The organism is Prosthecomicrobium pneumaticum, from assembly GCF_014199915.1.
GTDB classification, from domain to species: Bacteria; Pseudomonadota; Alphaproteobacteria; order Rhizobiales; family Kaistiaceae; genus Prosthecomicrobium; species Prosthecomicrobium pneumaticum.
The window spans coordinates 711745-730698 of the sequence record NZ_JACHOO010000001.1 but is presented as its reverse complement, the minus strand read 5'-3'; the positions used below and the strand labels follow the sequence as shown (position 1 = coordinate 730698).

General features: G+C 69.2%; 17 protein-coding genes. 9 read left to right on the top strand and 8 right to left on the bottom strand.

The genetic code is table 11. The annotated features are described in order from the left end of the window. Positions 1–140: 140 nt before the first annotated feature. The 5 genes from GGQ63_RS03350 (at position 141) to GGQ63_RS03330 (ending at position 5712) form a co-directional block, all read left to right on the top strand. Positions 141–1730 (top strand): ABC transporter substrate-binding protein, encoded by a 1590-nt coding sequence (locus tag GGQ63_RS03350; protein ID WP_183852455.1) that lies wholly within the window; start codon positions 141–143, stop codon positions 1728–1730. 79 nt (positions 1731–1809) lie between these two features. Then, positions 1810–2694 (top strand): ABC transporter permease, encoded by an 885-nt coding sequence (locus GGQ63_RS03345; protein WP_183852453.1) that lies wholly within the window; start codon positions 1810–1812, stop codon positions 2692–2694. After that, positions 2691–3704: an ABC transporter permease gene (locus GGQ63_RS03340; RefSeq protein WP_183852451.1), complete on the top strand. Its 1014-nt coding sequence runs from the start codon at positions 2691–2693 to the stop codon at positions 3702–3704. Before GGQ63_RS03345 ends, GGQ63_RS03340 begins: the two co-directional genes overlap by 4 nt. Next, entirely contained in the window at positions 3701–4711 is a 1011-nt protein-coding gene (locus GGQ63_RS03335; RefSeq protein WP_183852449.1) for an ABC transporter ATP-binding protein, read from the top strand. The genes GGQ63_RS03340 and GGQ63_RS03335 overlap by 4 nt, the downstream gene beginning before the upstream one ends. Further along, positions 4708–5712 (top strand): ABC transporter ATP-binding protein, encoded by a 1005-nt coding sequence (locus GGQ63_RS03330; RefSeq protein ID WP_183852447.1) that lies wholly within the window; start codon positions 4708–4710, stop codon positions 5710–5712. The genes GGQ63_RS03335 and GGQ63_RS03330 overlap by 4 nt, the downstream gene beginning before the upstream one ends. Positions 5713–5770: 58 nt before the next feature. Here the strand turns inward: GGQ63_RS03330 and GGQ63_RS03325 are convergent, their stop codons facing one another. Next, entirely contained in the window at positions 5771–6682 is a 912-nt protein-coding gene (locus tag GGQ63_RS03325) for an SDR family oxidoreductase (protein WP_183852445.1), read from the bottom strand. A 78-nt stretch (positions 6683–6760) separates the two neighbouring features. On the opposite strand from GGQ63_RS03325, the gene GGQ63_RS03320 reads away from it, so the two are divergent. Further along, a complete protein-coding gene (locus GGQ63_RS03320; RefSeq protein ID WP_183852443.1) occupies positions 6761–7375 on the top strand; it encodes a TetR/AcrR family transcriptional regulator in 615 nt (204 codons plus the stop codon). A gap of 156 nt (positions 7376–7531) precedes the next feature. On the opposite strand, the gene GGQ63_RS03315 is transcribed toward GGQ63_RS03320, so the two are convergent. The 6 genes from GGQ63_RS03315 to GGQ63_RS03290 form a co-directional block, all read right to left on the bottom strand. Beyond that, positions 7532–8434 carry a dihydrodipicolinate synthase family protein gene (locus GGQ63_RS03315; protein ID WP_183852441.1) on the bottom strand — a complete coding sequence of 301 codons (903 nt, stop codon included), beginning with the start codon at positions 8432–8434 and terminating at the stop codon, positions 7532–7534. A 4-nt stretch (positions 8435–8438) separates the two neighbouring features. Continuing rightward, the gene (locus GGQ63_RS03310; protein WP_183852438.1) at positions 8439–9596 is read right to left on the bottom strand and encodes an ABC transporter ATP-binding protein; all 1158 of its coding nucleotides are present in this window, start codon (positions 9594–9596) and stop codon (positions 8439–8441) included. Positions 9597–9601: 5 nt separating this feature from the next. Beyond that, on the bottom strand, positions 9602–10423 hold the full coding sequence (locus GGQ63_RS03305; RefSeq protein ID WP_183852436.1) for a carbohydrate ABC transporter permease: 822 nt from the start codon (positions 10421–10423) through the stop codon (positions 9602–9604). Beyond that, positions 10420–11343: a carbohydrate ABC transporter permease gene (locus tag GGQ63_RS03300; protein ID WP_183852434.1), complete on the bottom strand. Its 924-nt coding sequence runs from the start codon at positions 11341–11343 to the stop codon at positions 10420–10422. The genes GGQ63_RS03305 and GGQ63_RS03300 overlap by 4 nt, the downstream gene beginning before the upstream one ends. A 251-nt stretch (positions 11344–11594) precedes the next feature. Continuing rightward, positions 11595–12740: an alpha-hydroxy acid oxidase gene (locus GGQ63_RS03295; RefSeq protein WP_183852432.1), complete on the bottom strand. Its 1146-nt coding sequence runs from the start codon at positions 12738–12740 to the stop codon at positions 11595–11597. 8 nt (positions 12741–12748) lie between these two features. Next, positions 12749–13501 (bottom strand): FCD domain-containing protein, encoded by a 753-nt coding sequence (locus GGQ63_RS03290; protein ID WP_210308352.1) that lies wholly within the window; start codon positions 13499–13501, stop codon positions 12749–12751. Between the two features lie 179 nt (positions 13502–13680). Between GGQ63_RS03290 and araD the strand changes: the two genes are divergently transcribed. Together araD and GGQ63_RS03280 are read left to right on the top strand one after the other, a co-directional pair. Next, positions 13681–15414 carry an L-arabinonate dehydratase gene (araD, locus tag GGQ63_RS03285; RefSeq protein ID WP_183852429.1) on the top strand — a complete coding sequence of 578 codons (1734 nt, stop codon included), beginning with the start codon at positions 13681–13683 and terminating at the stop codon, positions 15412–15414. Positions 15415–15432: 18 nt separating this feature from the next. Beyond that, positions 15433–16335, top strand: coding sequence for an SMP-30/gluconolactonase/LRE family protein (locus GGQ63_RS03280; protein ID WP_183852427.1), 903 nt, complete (start codon positions 15433–15435; stop codon positions 16333–16335). Between the two features lie 3 nt (positions 16336–16338). Here the strand turns inward: GGQ63_RS03280 and GGQ63_RS03275 are convergent, their stop codons facing one another. Then, positions 16339–17088 (bottom strand): SDR family oxidoreductase, encoded by a 750-nt coding sequence (locus tag GGQ63_RS03275; protein ID WP_183852425.1) that lies wholly within the window; start codon positions 17086–17088, stop codon positions 16339–16341. Positions 17089–17305: 217 nt separating this feature from the next. Here GGQ63_RS03275 and GGQ63_RS03270 point away from each other — a divergent pair, with 217 nt between their 5' ends. Next, the gene (locus GGQ63_RS03270) at positions 17306–18925 is read left to right on the top strand and encodes a GMC family oxidoreductase (protein WP_183852423.1); all 1620 of its coding nucleotides are present in this window, start codon (positions 17306–17308) and stop codon (positions 18923–18925) included. The last annotated feature ends 29 nt before the right edge of the window (positions 18926–18954 follow it).

Genomic DNA, 18954 nt, shown 5'->3' with positions numbered 1-18954 from the left:
ACGAAAATTGCACGTCAAAAGGATGTCGAGGGGCTAGGGTCGCAGGCCGCGTCTTCCGGCGGGAACGGTCGATCGGCCGTTGCCTGCGCCGGATCGGGGTGGGGGCGCACCGGTAGCCCGCGCAAGGATTGGGGTCGAAGATGACGAAGAGATCAGGACTTGGTATCGCCGCGAGCGCCTTGCTCGGCATGGCGAGTGCATTCGCCGCGTTGCCGGCGTCGGCGGCCGACGGACCCTTCGTGGTCAATTACTCGCTGCCGCCGCCGACGCTCGATCCGAGCATCGTCTGCGACATCGCCGATGACGGCTTCATCGCCAGCCTCTACACCCCGCTGCTCCGCTACGAGGCGAAGCCGGTCACCGATGTGCCGGCCGGGGTGACGGTGACGACCGAGGACACCACCAAGGTGGTCGGCTATCTCGCCGAGTCCTACAGCGTCTCCGACGACGGCAGGACACTGACCTTCAAGCTGCGCCCCGGGCTCAAATTCCCGAGCGGCAATCCGCTCGACGCCGCGGCGGTCAAGGCCTCGCTCGAATTCACCTGGAAGAGCGGCACCTGCGGCACCTATTTCTTCGAGGCCGCGCAGTTCGGCAACACCGAGGCGATCGAGGCGCCGGATGCGACGACCGTCGTCATCAAGCTGAAGCGCGGCGAGCCGCTCGTGCTGCACGCGCTCACCCAGCCGAACACCGGCATCATCGATCTGAAGGCGGTCGAGGCGAATGGCGGCAAGACCTGGCTCGCCAGCAACGCCGCCGGCTCCGGCCCCTATGTGCTCGCCAGCTATGAGCCGGGCGTGCGGGCCGTGTTCAAGGCCAATCCGGACTTCTTCGGCACGCCGCCGATCGAGCCCGAAGTGATCGTCAACTTCGTCACCGACAATGCGACGCTGCTCCTTCAGGCCCGCAACGGCCAGGCCGACGTGACGCTCGGCCTGTCGAAGGCCTCGGTGGCGAGCCTCGCCGAGAGCGCCGACCTGAAGGTCATCAAGGTGCCGACCGCCCGCTGGCAGCTCGTCGGCTTCCCGAACAAGAAGGCGCCCTTCGACAACGCGAAGTTCCGTGCGGCCCTCAGCTATGCGGTGCCCTACGAGCCGATCCTCGCCAATGTCGCGCACGGTCTCGGCACGATCTTCTACGGACCCTATCCGCCGGCCTTCCCGGCGTTCAATGCCGAGATCGCCCCACCGCGCAGCTATGACCTCGACAAGGCGAAGGCGCTGCTCGCCGAATCCGGCGTCGCGACGCCGGTTGCCGCCGACATCGTGATCCGCGAAGGACAGAACGACCAGGAGCAGATCGCCACCATCCTGCAGGGGGCGTGGTCGCAGCTCGGCGTCAATCTCTCGATCCGCAAGCTCGCGGCCTCCGCCTATCAGGAGGCGGTCGGCGCCGAGACCAAGGAGGCGCTGATCGTGCGCTTCGACGGCCCCTCGGTCGACGATCCGGCCTGGCTGCTCGATTACGACATGCGCTGCAAGTCGGCCTACAACACCTCGAACTATTGCAATGCCGAGGCCGAGGCGCTGCTCGACAAGGGCCACGCGACGGCCGATGCGGCCGCCCGGCAGGTGATCTGGGACGACATCGCCAAGATCTGGATCGCCGATTCGCCGCGCGTTCCGATCTATGCCGACACCTATACGGCGGTCGTCTCGGGCTCGGTCAAGGAATGGCACTTCGCGCAGGACGGCCCGTTCGACCTCGACCAGTGGGGCCGTCGTTGAGCCGTCCCGACACGGGACGTGACGATCGCGGAGCGGCCTCGCGGCCGCTCCGTCGCCGTATGCCGGTCCGGGGCGGCCGATGAGCGAGGCGGGGTCGATCGCGGCGGGCGCGCGCCCTCGATCGCGATCCCGCGCCGTCCTCGCCTCCCTTCGCCGCAATGCGGGCTTCGGCCTCGCGCTCGTCCTGACGGTCGTGCTTCTTCTGCTTGCGATCGCCGGACCGTCTCTGTGGCATCTCGGGCCGCTCGACATGGATTTCGGCGCGCCGCTCGCCGCGCCCTCCTTCGCGCATCCGATGGGCACCGACAGCAATGGCCGCGACGTCTTCGCTCGCTTCCTTGCCGGCGCGCGGATCTCGCTCGCGGTCGGCGCGGCGGTGGTCGTCACCGGCCTGATCGTCGGGGGCGGCATCGGCATCGCGGCGGGGATCGGCGGCCGGGTCCTCGACACGGTGCTGATGCGGATCGTCGACGCGCTCGCCGCCTTTCCGCCGCTCATCCTCGCCATGGCGATCACCGTCGGCCTCGGCGTGGGCCTGACCACCGCCGCCTTCGGCATCATGCTCTCCTGCGTGCCGTTCTTCGCCCGGCTGATGCGCGCCGACATCCTGCGCATCCGCGCGCTGCCCTTCATCGAGGCGAGCGTCGCGGTGGGCGTCGGCCGCTGGCGCATCGTCGGCCGGCATCTGCTGCCGCACACCGCGCCGACCATGCTGGTGCAGTGCGCCTCGGTCTTCGGCTATGCGATCCTGACGCTCGCCGGCCTCGGCTTCATCGGGCTCGGCGCGCAGATCCCCGAGCCGGAATGGGGCGCGATGATCACCGACGGGCTGCAATATGCGCTGACCGGCCAATGGTGGCTGGCGCTCTTCCCGGGCTTCGGCGTGCTCGCCGCCGTCGTCGCTGCGAACCTTCTCGCCGATCACGCCCAGGCGGTCCTCGGCGTGCGGGGGCGGGAGCGATGAGCCGCTTCCTGATCGGCCGGCTCGGCGCCTCGCTCGTCTCGCTCTTCGGCGCCTCGCTCGTCGCCTTCCTCATCCTGCGGCTCTCGCCCGGCGACCCGGCGCGCCTTTTCCTCGGCCCGTTCGCCGGCCGGGAGGCGGTCGATGCGCTGCGCGTCGAGCTCGGCCTCGACGGCTCGCTCGCCTCGCAATACCTCCTCTACATCGCCAATTTCCTGCGCGGCGACTGGGGTTTTTCCTATTCGACTGGCCAGCCCGTCGCGACGCTGATCGCCCGCCGCTTTCCGGCGACGCTCGAGCTCGGCCTCTTCGCCTTCCTCCTCGCTTTCGTCGCGGCGGTCGCGCTCGCCCTCGTCGCGGCCTATCGGAGGGGACCGACCGATGCGGGCGCCCGCGCCGTCTCCTTCTTCGCCATGGGCGTGCCGCCCTTCTGGTTCGGCCTCGTCCTGCTGCTCGTCTTCTTCGAGGCGCTCGGCTGGCTGCCCGGGCCGGACGGCCGGCTGTCGCTGCGCACCATTCCGCCGCCGGCCGTCACCGGCTTTGTGACCGTCGATGCGCTCCTCGCCGGCGACGGCGCGGCGTTCCGCGATGCGCTCGCCCATCTGATCCTGCCCGGCGTCACGCTGGCGCTGATGCCGTTCTCCTTCCTCTTCCGGCTGCTGCGCGCCAATCTGATCGACATCGCCCGCGAGCCCTTCATCACGGTCGCCCGCAGCCGGGGTCTCACCCGCTGGTGGGCCTTCGTCCGCCACGCCCTGCCGAACGCCTTCCTGCCGACGCTGACCGCCTCCGGCCTTCTGTTCGGCCAGCTGCTCGCCGGCAGCGTGCTCGTCGAGCGGGTGTTCGTCTGGCCGGGCGTCGGGGCGCTCGTCACCGATGGCGTGTTGAAGCAGGATTTTTCGGTCGTGCAGGCCTTCATCCTCCTGAGCGCCGTCATCTATGTGCTGTGCAACCTCGCCGTCGATCTGATCGCCGGCCTCATCGATCCGCGCGTCGCAGGGGCGGCGCGATGACCGGGAATGTCGTGCTCGACATCGCGGGGCTCTCCGCCGAATTCGCCACCCGCGAGGGTACTGCGCATGTCGTGCGCGATGTCGGCTTCACGGTGCGGGCGGGCGAGAAAGTGGCGATCGTCGGCGAATCGGGCAGCGGCAAGTCGACCTTCGCCTTGGCGCTGCTCGGGCTCCTCGATCCGCCCGGCCGGATCGCCGCCGGGGCGGTCCGGCTCGATGGCCGCGACCTCGTCGGGCTCGGCGAGGGAGCGCTGAAGCGGGTGCGCGGCCGGTCGATCTCCCTCGTCTTCCAGGACCCGATGGGGGCGCTCGATCCGATCAAGACGATCGGCGCGCAGCTCGTCGATACGCTTCGCCGCCACCAGCCCGGCCTGTCGCGCGCCGATGCGCGGCGGCGAGCGGCGGAACTTTTGCGTGAGGTGGAGGTCGGCGATGCCGAGCGCCGGCTCGACGACTATCCGCACCAGTATTCCGGTGGCATGCGTCAGCGGGTGATGATCGCGATCGCGATCGCCAACGATCCCGATATCGTCGTCGCCGACGAGCCGACCACCGCGCTCGACGTGACGACGCAGGCGCAGATCCTGGCGCTGTTCGACCGGCTGGTCGCCCGCCGCGGCCTGGCGCTCCTGATGATCACCCACAATCTCGCCGTGGTGGCGAATTTCTGCGACACGCTGCAGGTGATGTATGCCGGCCGCATCGTCGAGCGCGGTGCGGTCGACGCGGTCTTCGAGCGGCCGGCCCATCCCTATACCGAGGCGCTGATCGAGAGCATTCCGGATCCGGCGCGCCGCGGCGCGCGCCTGCGCACGATCGAGGGCCTGCCGCCCGATCTCCGCCGGCTGCCGACCGGCTGTTCCTTCGAGCCGCGCTGCCCCGTCGGCCGCGGCCGACCGGTCTGCCGGACCGTCGCGCCGCCGCCCGTGCCGCTCGCCGACCGCGGGCCGGGTGCCTTCGCGGAATGCCATTTCGCCGCCGAGCGGGCGGGGGAGGGCGCCGCATGAGCGCCGTGCCCGCCCGTCCGCTGCTCGAGGTCCGCGATCTCGGCAAGACCTTCGAGACGACCCGGCGCGACGCCTCGGGCGGACGCGAGACGCTGCGCGCGCTCGACGGCGTGTCGTTCGCGGTCGGCCGCGGCCGCACGACCGGCATCGTCGGCGAGTCGGGCAGCGGCAAGTCGACCGCGGCGCGCGCGCTCCTCAGGCTGATCGAGCCGACGCAGGGCTCCGTCACCTTCGACGGCATCGACCTGCTCGCGCTCGCGCCGGAGCCGCTGCGGCGTTTTCGCCGGCGGATGCAGATGGTGTTCCAGGATACCACCGGCACGCTCGACCCGCGGATGAGCGTCGGCGCGCTGATCGAGGAGCCGCTCAGCGTGCACCGCATCGGCAGCGGCGCGGAGCGACGGGCGAAGGTCGCGTCGATGCTCGAACGGGTCGGCTTCGATCCGGCCGTGGCGCGCCGCAGGCCGCACGAATTCTCCGGCGGCCAGCGGCAGCGGATCGGCATCGCCCGGGCGCTCGCACTCGCGCCCGAGCTCCTCGTCCTCGACGAGCCGGTGTCCGCCCTCGATGTCTCCGTCCAGGCGCAGATCCTCAACCTCCTCAAGGATCTGCAGGCCGAGTTCGCGGTCTCCTACGTGTTCATCGTGCACGACCTGCACGTCGCCGAGTTCTTCTGCGACGAGATCGTCGTGCTCTATCTCGGGGAGGTGATGGAGGCGGGGCCGAGCGCAGCGCTGTTCGGGGCGCCGCAGCACCCCTATACGGCGAGCCTCGTCTCCGCCGTGCCGACGGTGCGCCGCGGCGCCGCGCCGGCGCGCCGGATCATCCTCGAGGGCGAGATCGCACCGATCAGCGGCGAACGCCCCAAGGGCTGCATCTTCCGGCCGCGCTGTCCGATCGGCCGCGATCGTGCGCTCTGCGCCGACGTCCGCCCGCCCCTCGCCACGACTGCGGCTGGCCACGCCGCCGCCTGCCATTACCCGGGCGAACTCGCCCCCTGAGCGACCCGGACCGACCCGTGCGCGGCTATGGCCCGAGAGCGGCGGCCGGGTCTCGTCTCTAGAAGCCGATGCCGGTCAGTTCCTCGGAAACCTGCCAGAGGCGGGCCACAGTGGCGGCATCGAGCGCCTGGGGCGGGACCGCCGCTTCCGCGGGATAGCCTCGTGTCTCGCTGAAGCGGTCGGGACCGTAATAGCCGCCGGGCCGGGCCTGCGGCGCGGTGGCGGCAAAGAGGGTCGGCAGGGCGCCCTGCGCAGGAGGCTGGAACAGGAACCACAGCAGGGATCGAGCAAGACCATGACCGCTGCGGCGGCCGGGGCCGTTGTAGAGAAGCTCGGTGCGGGCGACGCCGGGATGGGCGGCGATGCTCGCTATGCCCCAGCCCCGTGCGGTACTCCGTCGTTGCAGTTCGAGCGCGAACATCAGGTCGGCGAGCTTCGACTGGCTGTAGGCCGGCATCGGCCGGTAGATCCGCTCCGCGTCGAGATTGTCGAAGTCGATCGTGCCGCTCCGCGCCGCGACGCTCGACAGCGTTACGACGCGCGGATGCCGGCCCCTGCGCAGCAGCGGCAGAAGATGCGCGGTGAGCGCGAACGGACCGAGATAATTGGTGCCGAACTGCAGCTCGAAGCCATCCCTCGTCAGCTCGCGTTTCGGAGGCACCATGACGGCCGCGTTGTTGATCAGGAGATCGAGACGGTCCTGCTGCTCGGCCATGCGCGTGCCGAAGGCGGCGATCGAGTGCAGGTCGGCGAGGTCGACATGCTCGAACCGCACGGCGGCGCCGGACACGGCGGCGCGGATCCGCGCGAGCGCCGTCTCACCCTTCTGCGGATTACGACCGGCGATGATCACCTCGGCGCCGGCCCGGGCGAGGGCGAGCGCATCCTCGAAGCCGAGGCCGCCGGTTCCCGTCACCACTGCGGTGCGGCCGTGCTGAGGGGGGATGTCCGTTGCTGTCCACCGGGCCAAAGTGAGGGCCTTTCAAAAATGTTGCACTGGATGTAAGATCAATATCGCACTGAGTGTAAAATTCAAGGGGCTTGCGTTATGGGAGACCGCGTTGCGGATCCGCGGGGCGAGGGGCTGCGCGAGCGAAAGCGCCGCGAGACGCTCGCCCGGATCACCGACGCGGGAATGAGCCTCTTCATCGCGAAGGGCTACGAAGGGACGACCATCGAAGAAATCGCCGAGAAAGCCGGTATTTCACGCCGGACCTTCTTCTACTACTTCAAGTCGAAGGACGAGATTCTGCTGTCGCTGCAGGCGGGCGTCGGCGACATGCTGGTCGAAGCGGTGCGCGGCGCCCCACCTGATGGCGGGCCGCTCGACACGGTGCGTGAGGCGGTGCTCGCCGTCTGCGCACTGATCCCGGCCGCGGACATGATCGAGATCGACCGGCTGATGCGCGCCAGCCCGGCCGTCCAGGCGCGCAAGCAGGCGAGCTATGTCGAGCAGGAGAACGCGCTGTTCGGCGCACTCAAGGAGCGCTGGCCCGCGGCGGAGCGGGAGACCGGTCTGCGGCTGGTGGCGATGATGGCGGTCGGCGCGATGCGGCTGGCGACCGAGACCTTCAATCGGGAGGGCGGGCGACGTCCGATCGGGACGGTTTTCGGGAGCGTCTTCGATGCTCTCGAGTGCGAAATGAGCGACCGGCGCCTCTGAGCCTGCTCGCGCCCGGGCGCGGAAAGAGATCAGTGAGCGGGTTCGGACAGGCTTCCGCGACGTGGGGCGCTTCCGGCGCTCTCCGCACGCGGCGGATAAGTCCGCCCTGTTCGGCTGCGGGGTCTCCGTCGCGATCGACGGCGCGGTCGGGGGGCTTCAGCCCTCGTGCAGGGGGCCGAGCGCCTCGGCATAGGCGGCGACGCGGGCGAGGCCGAACTCGGTCGGGGCGAGCGCCGGAGCGCGGTCGTGCACCGCGAGCCCGGCGCGGGCGGCGAAGAGCCGCTTGCCGTAGCAGATCAGCGTCTCGAGCGACTGCATGACGAAGCACGCGGCGGGCAGCATACGCCGATATGCGTCCTCGGCGCCGGCCTCGTCACCGGCTCGATAGGCACGACAGGCGGCGAGCGCCACGTCGATCAGGTCGGGCGCGAGGATGAAGCCGGCGCAGCCGGCGCGCAGATTGTCGACGAGTTCGAGCCCGCCGCGCCCGTTGAAGACCGGCAGCCGCCCCTCGGTGGTCGCAATCAGCCGCTCGATCTCGACGGCCGGGCCTTCGCCCTTGAGGAGCCGGATATTCGGATAGAGGCGGGTGAGCTCGGCGATGTCGGCGGCGGAGAGGCCCCGGCCGAGATAGGCGGGGGCGTTCTGGATCGCCACCGGCAGAGACGTTCCGGCGGCGACCCGGCCGAAGAAGCGGATATATTCCGCCGCGGCGTAGCTGCCGACGGCCGGCGGCTGCAGGATCACCCAGTGCGCTCCGGTGGCCTCGGCGTGGCGCAGCAGGTCGGTCTGCGCCGCCACCGATCCGCCGGTCACCGTCACGCCCAGCGGCGCGCGGCCGGCGATATCCTCCGCCGCCCACGCGACGATCGTCCGCTTCTCCGCTTCCGAGAGCTTCGCCACCTCGGTGGCGAGGCCGTTGACGACGATGCCATCGACACCGGCGGCGAGCATCGTCTCGACCTGCCGACGCATGGCCGTGCGGTCGAGCCGCTCGTCTGCGTCGAAGAAGGCGTAGAGGACGGCGTGGATGCCGGAGAAGCCGGGGGTCGCGGGCATGACGTCAGCGCCTGCCGATCGAAAGGCCGGTCTGAGGATCGAAGAAATGCAGCGCCTCCGGCGCGACGCCGAGGCGGAGCGGCACGCCGGCCCGCGCCTTCGCGGTGCCGTCGAGCCGCGCGGTAAAGGGGGTGCGGCCCGCCTGGCCGGCCTGCAGCGCCTCCTCGTCGTCGACGACGGCCGAGGCGCGCCCGCCGATCCGGTCGGCCCGCACACTCTCGGCGGCGACGGGGAAGACGACGATGTTCTCGCTGCCGAGCCGCTCGACGAGCTCGACATCGACCATGAACTGACCGTCCGCACGCTCGTAGAAGTCGCTCGGACGGATGCCGAGCACGATCTCGCGGCCGTCATGGCGAGCGAGATCGACGTCGTCAGGCAGGCCGACCGCGTGACTGCCGAGCGTCACGGTGCGGCCCACGACCTTCGCCTTCGCAAAGTTCATCTCGGGCGAGCCGATGAAGCCGGCGACGAACATGTTCTTCGGCCGGGCGAAGAGCTGGTCGGGCGTGTCGATCTGCTGGACGACGCCGTCGCGCAGCACGCAGACCCGGTGGCCGAGCGTCATCGCCTCGACCTGATCGTGGGTGACGTAGACGGTGGTCGTGCGCAACTGCTCGCGCAGGCGGGCGAACTCGGTGCGCATGTGGACGCGCAGCTTGGTATCGAGATTGGCGAGCGGCTCGTCCATCAGGAAGACCGAGGGCTCGCGCACCAGCGCCCGGCCGATCGCGACGCGCTGGCGCTGGCCGCCGGAGAGCTGGCCGGGCCGGCGGTTCATCAGGGGCAGGAGGCCGAGCGTCTTCGCCGCCTTCTGGACGCGGGCATCGGCTTCCGCCTTCGGCGTGCCGCGGACTTTCAGGCCATAGCGGAGGTTCTTCTCGACCGTCATGTGCGGGAAGAGCGCGTAGGTCTGGAAGATCATCGCGATGTCGCGATCCTTCGGCGGCAGGTCGTTGACGATGCGGTCGTCGACCCGGATGGCGCCGGAGGTGATGTCCTCGAGCCCGGCGATCATCCGCAGCAGGGTGGACTTGCCGCAGCCGGACGGGCCGACGAGAACGAGGAACTCGCCGTCGGCGACCTCGATCGAGACGTTGTCGACCGCAGCCGAGCCGTCGGAATAGCGCTTGGTGACGCCTTCGATGCTGATCCGAGCCATGAGACCTATGCCTTGACCGCGCCGAAGCTGAGGCCGCGGATGAGCCCCTTCTGCGCGAGGATGAGAAGGATCGCGATCGGCGCGATCAGGATGCTCGCCGCCGCCATCAGCGGGGCGATCTGGACGTTCTGGAAAGCCATGAAGCCGAGGATGGCGACCGGCCCGGTCTTCACCGCGCCGCCGGCGAGGGTGAAGGCGAAGGCGAGCTCGTTCCAGGAGAAGATGAACACCATGATGCCGGTGGCGATCAGGCCGCCGCGCACCTGCGGCAGCGCGACGCTCGCAAAGGTGCGGTAGCTGCCGGCGCCTTCCATGTAGGACGCCTCGAGCACCTCGCGCGGCAGTTCGGCGAAGAAGCTCCGCAGCATGAAGAAGGCGAGCGCCAGGCTGACGATCACGTGCATGATCACGAGGCCGAGCATGGTGTCGAGAAGATGCGCCGTGCGGAACAGCATGAAATAGGGGAGGATGACGACGAAGGCCGGCAGCATGCGGGTGCTCAGGATCCAGCCCTCGATCATCTCGCGGCCGCGGAACTCGCGGGTCGCGCAGACGAAGGCGGCCGGCGTCGCGATGGCGAGCACGAGCAGCGTCGAGACGACGCCGATGACGAGCGAATTGCCGAGCGCCCGGATCATCTCCGGATTGGCGAGCACGGTGCGGAAATTCTCGAGCGACAGGGCGGCGAAGGGCGAGGGCGCACCGCTCGCCGCATCGAGCGGCGCGGCGAAGGCGACGCGCAGGATATAGAGGAGCGGCAACGCCCAGATCGCGCAGAAGACGAGGAGGACGAGAAACCGGACGAGATTGGAGCCGCGCGATTTCATCGTCCGTCCTTCCGCGCAACGAGGCGCTTCATCAGCGGCTGCGTGCAGAGGATCACGATCACCAGCATCACCAGGGCGAGGGCGGCGGCCTGACCGAAATTGAGGTTCTGGAAGGCGAGCCGGTAGAGCAGCATGTTGAGCGTCTCGGTGGCATTGCCCGGTCCGCCGCCGGTGATCACCCAGAAGGTGTCGAAGGTGCGGAAGAGGTCGATGCCGCGGAACAGTACGACGACGAGGATCAGCGGCTTGAGGAGCGGCAGGGCGATGTCGAAGACGGAGCGCCAATAGCCGGCACCCTCGACGGAAGCCGCCTCGAACGGCTCGTTCGGCAGCGCGACGAGGCCGGCGAGCAGGATCAGCGTGACGAAGGGCGTCCATTGCCAGACGTCGACGAGGATCAGCGAGGGAAGCGCGAGGGCGGGCGAGGCCGTCCAGTCGAGTGTCGGCAGGCCGAGATGGGCGAGGATCGCATTGAGCCCGCCGCCGGCCGGATTGAGGAGCAGGCGCCAGGCGAGCGCGAGCGCCACCGGCGTGAGCCCGAAGGGCAGGATGAGGATGGTCGAGAAGAGCCGCGCGCCGCGGATCGGCTGCCAGAGGGCGAGGGCGATCAGGCCGCCGAGCACGAGCTCGACGATGAGCGCGATGACGACGAACTGGCCGGTGATCGAGAGGGCGTGCAGGAGGCTGCCGCCCTCGATGACCGCCTCGAAATTGCGCGGCGCGTTGAAGCCGGTCTGGAAGGGCTGGGTCAGGTCCCGCGCGTGCAGGCTGTACCAGACATTGGCGAAGAACGGATAGAGGGTGAGCGCGGCGAGCACGATGATGATCGGCGCCAACATCACGACCGGTGCGGAGCGCTCCACGAGGCCGCGGCCGCGCGATCGGCGCGCGGCGGACCGCGCACCGGCTGGGGTGCTCATCTTCAACTCCTCCCGCCGCGGGCGCCTTCCTGATTTCCCCGCCCCGGCGAGAATTTAATACCTCATATTGTATGAGAAGAAAAGTGCCGAGGCGGGTCACGCTGCGCTCGCGCGCGCGATCCTCACCGGACAGCCGGACGCGACTCCGCGACCGGCGCACGGCTTTGACGGCCCGGCCGAAGGACTCGACGAAGGGAAGCGTGCGGCGCTCGATTCGGGGGGGGCGCGGCCGGATGCCGCCCGGCCGGGGATCAGAGGGTGGCGCGGCGGACGGCGTCGCGGCCTGCGGCCTTCAGCGCGGCGATCGAATCGAGGCCCATCAGGGCGAGGGTGACGTCGAGTTCGCCGCGCAGATGCTCGATCACGCCGCCGACGCCCGCTTCGCCCGCCGCGGCGAGGCCGTAGATATAGGCCCGGCCGATCAGCACGCCGTCGGCGCCGAGCGCCAGCGCCTTCGCAATGTCGCTGCCGCGGCGGATGCCGCTGTCGAGCAGGACCTCGGCACGGCCGCCGACCGCATCGGCGATCTCGGGCAGCACCGAAATCGTCGAGCGCGCGCCGTCGAGCTGCCGCCCGCCGTGATTGCTGACGACGACGCCGTCGCAGCCCGAATCGATCGCGGTCTGCGCATCGCGTGCGGAGAGCACACCCTTGGCGATCAGCCGGCCTTGCCACCGCGAGCGCAGCCATTCGAGATCGGCCGGGCCGACGGTCGGGTCGAGGCCGGCGCTGAACTGCGCCGCCTGCGCCATCAGCGTGCTGCCCATGCCGGGCCGGCCGGCGGCATTGCCGAGCTGCGGCTTGCCGTTCGCGAGAACATCGAGGCCCCAGAGCGGATGGAGCGCCATGTCGAGCAGGGCGCGGGGCCCGAGCCGCGCCGAGGTGCGGAAGCCGTTCCGGGTGTCGCGCTCGCGAATGCCGGAGACGGCGGTGTCGACGGTGACGAACAGCGTCTCGACGCCGGCCGCGGCGGCGCGGGCGACGAGATCGGCGGCGATCGCCCGGTCGCGGAACATATAGAGCTGGAAGGCGGGGAGCGGCGCCTTCGTCCGCACGGCCTCGATCGAGGCGATCGCGAAGGTCGAAAGCGCGAAGCCGATGCCGGCCTTCGCCGCGGCCGTCGCCGCCTTCACCTCGCCGCCGCCCGCCATCATGCCGCAGAAGCCGATCGGCCCGAGCATCATCGGCAGCTTCCACGTCCGGCCGAGGAAATGGTGGGTCAGGTCACGGCGGGAGACGTCGACCAGAACGTGCTGCTCGAGGGTCAGAGCGTCGAAATCGCTGCGGTTCCGCCGCATCGTCGCCTCGGCGAAGGCGCCGCCGTCGAGATAGTCGAAGAACATACGGGGAAGACGGCGGCGGGCGCGGCGGCGCGCGTCCTCGATATTGACGATCATGGAGAGACTCAGCGGGACTGGCTTTCGAGAGTGCGCAGCGTATCCGAAAGTGCCTTGTTGACGAGAATCGTCATGCGCCCGCTCGCCTCCGCCGCATCCTGCCGCTCGATCGCTTCCATGACCGCGACATGGTCGGGGAGGGAGGTCTCGTAGACGAGCGGGTCGGCGGTGATCTTCAAACGGACCGACCAGCGCAGCGTCGAGCCGATCACATTGGTGAGCGCCTGCAGCGCCTCGTTCTTCGCCGCCACGAGGATCGTGTGATGGAAGGCGAGGTCGGCATCGAGGCCGGTGACGTCGCCCGGCGGCATGGTGCGCATCTTCTCGAGGGCGCTGCGCATCGCCGCGAGATCGTCCGCCGTCCGCCGCTCGGCCGCGATCGCCGCGCCGGCGGGCTCGATGATCCGGCGAAGTTCGAACAGCGCGATGATGAAGGAGGGGCTCGGCTCGACCTCGAAATGCCAGGACAGCACGTCCGGATCGAGGATGTTCCACTCCGAGCGGGGATTGACCGTGGTGCCGGCCTTGGGGCGCGACTTGACGAGGCCCTTCGCGACCAGGATGCGCATCGCCTCGCGATAGGCGGTGCGCGAGACCGAGAGCTGCGCCGAGAGCAGGTCCTCGTTCGGCAGAACTTCGCCCGGCTTCAGCCGCCCGCCGATGATCATCACCGCGAGCTGATGCGCGACGGAGCCGTGCAGCCGTCTCTGGCTGACCGAGGAGGGCGCGTTGACGCGCGCCAGGAGGTCGACAAGGTCCACGGCTTTCTCTCCTCGGCGCTGCTGCACCGTTGCGAGCTCTGCGAATTACTCATACAATAATAGATGTAGCGAGGGAGGCGCAACGTGCAAACAGCGACCGCCATCCCCGCCCCTCCGGCGGGATGAGGCCCCTATGGTTTCGGCCCTCTCGTCCTCATGGATCCGAGTCTGGACACAGGATGAGCGAAAAAGAAAAGCGCCGCTACCGGTCGGCGGAGTGGTTCGGGAAGAACGACAAGGATGCCTTCATCCATCGCAGCTGGATGCGCAACCAGGGGCTTCCATCGCATGTCTTCGATGGTCGACCGGTCATCGGCATCTGCAACACTTGGTCGGAACTGACGCCGTGCAACGCGCACTTCCGCGGTCTCGCCGAGCATGTGAAACGCGGGGTCTATGAAGCGGGCGGCTTCCCGGTCGAGTTCCCGGTGACCTCGACGGGCGAGTCGAATATCCGGCCGACCGCGATGTTCCTGCGCAACCTCGTCTCGATGGATGTCGAGGAATCGATCCGGGCCAATCCGATCGACGGCGTCGTGCTGCTCTGCGGCTGCGACAAGACCACGCCGGCGCTCCTGATGGGTGCGGCGAGCGTCGACCTGCCGACCATCGTGCTGTCCGGCGGGCCGATGCTGAACGGGCGCTATCGCGGCCGCACGATCGGCTCCGGGACGGCCGTCTGGCAGCTCAGCGAGGACGTGAAGAGCGGCCTCATCTCGAGCGACGAGTTCATGGCCGCCGAGGCGGCGATGTCGCGCTCCGCCGGCCATTGCATGACGATGGGCACCGCCTCGACCATGGCCTCGATGGCCGAGGCGCTCGGCATGGCGCTGCCCGGCAATGCGGCGATCCCGGCCGTCGATGCGCGCCGGATGGTGCTCGCCAACGCCGTCGGCCACCGCATCACGAGGATGGTCGAGGAGGACCTGAAGCCCTCGCAGATCCTGACGCGGGCCGCCTTCGAGAACGCCATTCGCGTCAACGGCGCGATCGGGGGCTCGACCAACGCCGTCGTCCACCTGCTCGCGATCGCCGGCCGGGTCGGCATCGAGCTGTCGCTCGAAGACTGGGACCGGCTCGGCCGCGACATCCCGACCATTGTCGACCTGATGCCGTCGGGCCGCTTCCTGATGGAGGACTTCTATTATGCCGGCGGCCTGCCGGTGGTGATGCGGCGGCTCGCCGAGGAGGGCCATCTGCATCGGGAGGCGCTCACCGTCACCGGCCAGCCGGTCTGGGAGGGGATCCGCGATGCGGAGTGCTTCGACACCGAGGTGATCCGTCCGGCGGACAGGCCGCTCACCGAGAGCGGCGGCATCGCCGTGCTGCGCGGCAACGTCGCCCCCGGCGGCTGCATCCTGAAGCCCTCGGCGGCGTCGCCCGAGCTGATGGTGCATCGCGGCCGGGCGGTCGTCTTCGAATCGATCGAGGACTACCACGCCCGGATCGGCGATCCGGACCTCGACATCGACGAGACCTGCATCATGGTGCTCAAATATTGCGGGCCGGTCGGCTATCCCGGCTTCGCCGAGGTCGGCAATATGGGCCTGCCGCCCAAGGTGCTGCAGAAGGGGGTGCGCGACATGATCCGCCTCTCCGACGGGCGCATGAGCGGCACCGCCTACGGCACGGTGCTGCTGCACACGGTGCCCGAGGCGGCGATCGGCGGGCCGCTGGCGCTGATCGAGAACGGCGACATGATCGAGGTCGATGTGCCGGGCCGGCGAATCCATCTCGATGTCGGCGCGGAGGAACTGGAACGCCGCAAGGCGGCCTGGACGCCGCCGGCGGCGCATTCGGAGACGGGCTATACGCGGCTCTTCACCGACCACGTGATGCAGGCGGATACCGGCTGCGACTTCGATTTCCTGCTCGGCACGCGGGGCTCCGCCGTGCCGCGCGAATCGCACTGACGTTTTCGGGGAGGACCAATGAGCGGAATCGAGATCGGGCCGGTGCGCTGTGTCGTGCCGGCCGGCGACCGGTGCGGCGAGGGCGCGCTGTGGAGCGCGTCCGAGAAGGCGGTCTACTGGACCGACATCAACCGCTTCCTCGTCCATCGCTGGCGGGCGGCGGACGGGGCGGTGCATTCCTGGATGTTCGACGAGCCGGTGGTGGCGCTCTCGCTCACCGACCGGGCGGATGAGATGCTCGTCGCCGTCGCCTCGCGCCTGCTGATCTGGTCGCCGGAGACCGATGCGAGGCGCCCTCAGGGCTTCGTGCTCGAGGGGACGCCGCATGTCCGCCTCAACGACGGGCGGAGCGATCCGTCCGGTCGGTTCTGGGTCGGGTCGATGCGCTCGAATGTCGGACCGAACGGCGAGGTGCTCGACGCCGGAGGCACGGACGGGCTGCTCTTCCGGATCGGCCGCGAGGGGTCGTCGGCGGTGTTCCGCGACGGGATCGGCATATCCAACACGCTGTGCTGGAGCCCCGATCGCAGCCGCTTCTACTTCGCCGACACGCTCGCCGACATCATCTGGGTGCATGCCTATGACGACGCCGCCGGCACGATCGGAGCGCCCGAGGTCTTCCTCGCCGGCTTCGGCCGCGGCGGTCCGGACGGCTCGACGATCGATTCGGACGGCTATCTGTGGAACTGCCGGTTCGGCGGCGGCTGCATCGTCCGCATCGCGCCCGACGGCACGGTCGACCGGGTGATCGAGACGCCGGTCACCAATCCGACCACCTGCGCCTTCGGCGGCGACGATCTCTCGACGCTCTTCTTCACCTCCGCCGGCATGATGGCGCCGGAGAGCGAGAGACTGCGCGGCTCGCTCTTCGCCATGGAGACGAGCGTGACGGGCCTGCCGGAGAACCGCGTCACGCTCTGAGCCTCAGAACGACGCCAGCATGCCGCCGTCGACGAGATGCGCCGAGCCGGTGATGAAGGAAGCGTCGTCGGACAAGAGAAAGGCGGCGAGTTTCGCCACCTCGTCGGTGCGGCCGAGCCGGTTCAGCGCGTGCTCGGCCGCCCATTCGGCGATCTTCGCCTCAGGGTTCTCCGGATTGAAGGCGGCCGCATTGCCGCGCATCAGCGGCGTGTCGATGGCACCCGGCAGGATCGCCGTGACGCGGACATTGTCGCGGCCGTGGTCGAGCGCCATCACCCGCGTCATCGCGATCACCGCCCCCTTCGTTGCGGCATAGGCGGCGACCTCGGGCGAACTCGCCTGCGCGTGGATCGACGACATGTTGACGACGGCGCCGCCGCCCGCTGCGACCATCAGCGGGATGACGTGCTTCGAGAGCAGGAAGATGGCCTTCAGATTGATCGCCATCACCCGGTCCCAATCCTCCTCCGGCATGTCGACGACGCTGCCGTGCAGTTCGAGGCCCGCGCAGTTGAAGAGCCCCGCCACCGTGCCGAGGCGCGCCGCAAAGGCGGCGACCTCGCGGCAGTCCCCGGCGCGGGTGAGGTCCGCAGCGATGGCGTGGACGCCCGGCGTCGTAATCGTCTCGAGCCCGGCGCGGTTGATGTCGGCGGCGACCACCGTTGCGCCGCGCTCCGCGAAGATTTCGGCCGAGCGCCGGCCGATACCCGACGCCGCGCCCGTCACGATCACAACTCCCGATAGCTTCGACACGCTGTTTCCTCCCACTCTGGCGCGCTTGACCGCTACTCATATTCTATTATCCTACGAGGAATAGAAACAAGAGGCGAGCCCGCCCGGGCCGCCCCAAGAAGAATGGCGGGCTCGCGAAGGCGCCGCCGCGAGGGAGTGAGAGCCGCCTCTCCGGACACCTGTGCCGGAGGTGATGGATGGATCGTCACGCCCTCCGGGCCGCCCGGAAGGAAGAGTGATGGACTACGATTACATCGTCGTCGGCGGCGGCAGTTCCGGTTGCGTCACGGCCTGGCGGCTGGTCAAGGACCACGGCGCCAAGGTGCTGATGCTCGAGGCGGGGCACCTCGACAGGAGCATGCTCTTCTCGATGCCGGCCGGCTTCTTCAAGATGCTCGGCGGCAGCCCCTATCTCAACATCTACGAATCCGAGCCGCAGGCGCTGCTCGGTGGCCGCACCACGAAGGTGCCGCAGGCGAACGTGCTCGGCGGCGGCAGTTCGGTCAACGCCATGATCTACATGCGCGGCAAGCCGTCCGAATATGAGGAGTGGGACGTCGCCTCCGGCGGCGCAGGCTGGGGCTGGCGCGACATGCTCGCGCACTACACCCGGCTCGAGGGCAATCAGCGGCTCTACGGTCCGGCGCACGGCATAGACGGTCCGCTCAAGGTCTCGGACCACCTCTATATCTGCGACATGGCCCACATCTTCCTGAAGACGATGCAGGGCATGGGCGTGCCCTATACGAATGATTTCAACGCCGGCAACCAGTATGGCGCCGGCTTCATGCAACTGACCACCCACAAGGGCAAGCGCTGCAGCGCCGCGCGCGCCTTCATCGATCCGATCCGGAAGGACAAGCGCTTCTCGCTGAAGACGGGCGCGAAGGTGACGCGGCTGCTCTTCGACGGCGACCGGGCGATCGGCGTCGAATATGTCCAGAACGGCCAGGTCCACAAGGCGCATGCGGCGAACGAGGTTGTGCTCGCGGCGGGCTCCTATGTCTCGCCCAAGCTCCTGATGCTGTCCGGCATCGGGCCGGCCGATCATCTGCGCAAGCACGGCATCGACGTGAAGGTCGATCTGCCGGGCGTCGGCCGTAACCTGCAGGATCACCACGAAGTGCCGGTCAGCGCCTATACGAACGGCGCCTATGGCTATTTCGGCGAGGAGCGGGGGGTGAAGATGCTGATCAACGGCATCCAGTACCTGCTCTTCGGCAGCGGCCCGGTCGCCTCGAACGGCGCCGAGACCTGCGCCTTCGTCAATCCGGAGACGCGCACCGACGACACGACGGTGAAGATCTACTGCGTCGCGATGATCTATCTCGACCGCGACGTCTCCGACGTGCCGCCCGGCCACGGCGTGACCTTCACCTGCTGCCTGATGCGGCCCAAGGCGCGCGGTTATGTCGAGCTGCGCTCCGCCGATCCGATGCAGAACGCGCTGATCAATCCGAACTTCCTCGGTCATCCCGACGACCTGAGGATCGAGATCGCGGCGCTGCGCTACGGCCGCGAGATCCTCGCCAGCCGGCCAATGAGCGACACCATCGCCCGCGAGGTTCTGCCCGGGCCCGACGCGCAGACGGATGAGGAACTCGCCGCCTTTTGCCGCCGCACGGTGAAGACCAACTATCACCCGGTCGGCACCTGCAAGATGGGCCATGACGGCGACCCGATGGCGGTGGTGACGCCCGAGCTCGCGGTGCGCGGTATCCGCAACCTGCGCGTGTTCGACGCCTCGATCATGCCGAACCTCATCAGCGCGAACACCAACGCGCCGACGATGGCGATCGCCGACAAGGCGGTCGGCCTGATGATGGGCGAGCCGCGCCCGGCGCCCGTCGCGATCTGACACCAACGAGCCCGCCGCCGGCTCCGGCG

What these genes read in the sequence shown, in the direction of transcription:
- GGQ63_RS03350 (WP_183852455.1), top strand. Translation starts at nt 141, where the DNA reads ATGACGAAGAGATCAGGACTTGGTATCGCCGCGAGCGCCTTGCTCGGC.
- GGQ63_RS03345 (WP_183852453.1), top strand. Translation starts at nt 1,810, where the DNA reads ATGAGCGAGGCGGGGTCGATCGCGGCGGGCGCGCGCCCTCGATCGCGA.
- GGQ63_RS03340 (WP_183852451.1), top strand. Translation starts at nt 2,691, where the DNA reads ATGAGCCGCTTCCTGATCGGCCGGCTCGGCGCCTCGCTCGTCTCGCTC.
- GGQ63_RS03335 (WP_183852449.1), top strand. Translation starts at nt 3,701, where the DNA reads ATGACCGGGAATGTCGTGCTCGACATCGCGGGGCTCTCCGCCGAATTC.
- GGQ63_RS03330 (WP_183852447.1), top strand. Translation starts at nt 4,708, where the DNA reads ATGAGCGCCGTGCCCGCCCGTCCGCTGCTCGAGGTCCGCGATCTCGGC.
- GGQ63_RS03320 (WP_183852443.1), top strand. Translation starts at nt 6,761, where the DNA reads ATGGGAGACCGCGTTGCGGATCCGCGGGGCGAGGGGCTGCGCGAGCGA.
- GGQ63_RS03315 (WP_183852441.1), bottom strand. Translation starts at nt 8,434, where the DNA reads ATGCCCGCGACCCCCGGCTTCTCCGGCATCCACGCCGTCCTCTACGCC.
- GGQ63_RS03310 (WP_183852438.1), bottom strand. Translation starts at nt 9,596, where the DNA reads ATGGCTCGGATCAGCATCGAAGGCGTCACCAAGCGCTATTCCGACGGC.
- GGQ63_RS03305 (WP_183852436.1), bottom strand. Translation starts at nt 10,423, where the DNA reads ATGAAATCGCGCGGCTCCAATCTCGTCCGGTTTCTCGTCCTCCTCGTC.
- GGQ63_RS03300 (WP_183852434.1), bottom strand. Translation starts at nt 11,343, where the DNA reads ATGAGCACCCCAGCCGGTGCGCGGTCCGCCGCGCGCCGATCGCGCGGC.
- GGQ63_RS03295 (WP_183852432.1), bottom strand. Translation starts at nt 12,740, where the DNA reads ATGATCGTCAATATCGAGGACGCGCGCCGCCGCGCCCGCCGCCGTCTT.
- araD (WP_183852429.1), top strand. Translation starts at nt 13,681, where the DNA reads ATGAGCGAAAAAGAAAAGCGCCGCTACCGGTCGGCGGAGTGGTTCGGG.
- GGQ63_RS03280 (WP_183852427.1), top strand. Translation starts at nt 15,433, where the DNA reads ATGAGCGGAATCGAGATCGGGCCGGTGCGCTGTGTCGTGCCGGCCGGC.
- GGQ63_RS03270 (WP_183852423.1), top strand. Translation starts at nt 17,306, where the DNA reads ATGGACTACGATTACATCGTCGTCGGCGGCGGCAGTTCCGGTTGCGTC.